We start from the raw sequence: 529 nt of genomic DNA, 5'->3' as shown, positions 1-529 counted from the left end.
CACGATGGTCATCTGTCCGAAAGACGACCGGATTGACCCAAGCCGTCTGTATGGCTGGATTCGTGATTACCAGATTACGGTGTTCGAATCGACACCGGCCTTGATCGTACCGTTCATGCAGCATGTGCATGAATACGGACTGGACATGAGCAGTCTGAAGCTGCTGATCACCAGCTCGGACAGCTGCAGCGTGACGGATTACCGGGTGCTGCAAGAACGGTTTGGCGCAGATATCCGCATTATTAACAGCTACGGGGTAACGGAAGCGGCGATTGACTCCAGCTTCTACGATGAAGAGCTGTCGAAGCTGCCAAGCAGCGGCAATGTGCCGATTGGTCAGGCGTGGCTGAACGCACGCTTCTACATCGTGGATAGCCAGCTGAATCCAGTGCCGATCGGCGTACTGGGCGAGCTGTGCATTGGCGGAGCCGGGGTAGCGCGTGGCTACCTGAACCGTGCCGACCTGACGGCCGAGAAATTCGTGGCCAATCCGTATGTGCCGGGTGAACGATTGTATCGCACAGGCGAC

General features: G+C 56.9%; 1 protein-coding gene. It reads left to right on the top strand.

Annotation, left to right across the window (positions count from 1 at the left end; all coding sequences use genetic code 11):
* A partial coding sequence (locus tag L693_RS27490) for an AMP-binding protein (protein ID WP_155983738.1) occupies nt 1-529 on the top strand: 529 nt, incomplete at both ends.

This window comes from Paenibacillus sp. 1-18, from assembly GCF_000520755.1.
GTDB lineage: Bacteria > Bacillota > Bacilli > Paenibacillales > Paenibacillaceae > Paenibacillus > Paenibacillus brasilensis.
Note: the sequence above shows the minus strand (reverse complement) of the source record. Positions and strands in the feature narration are given on the sequence as shown.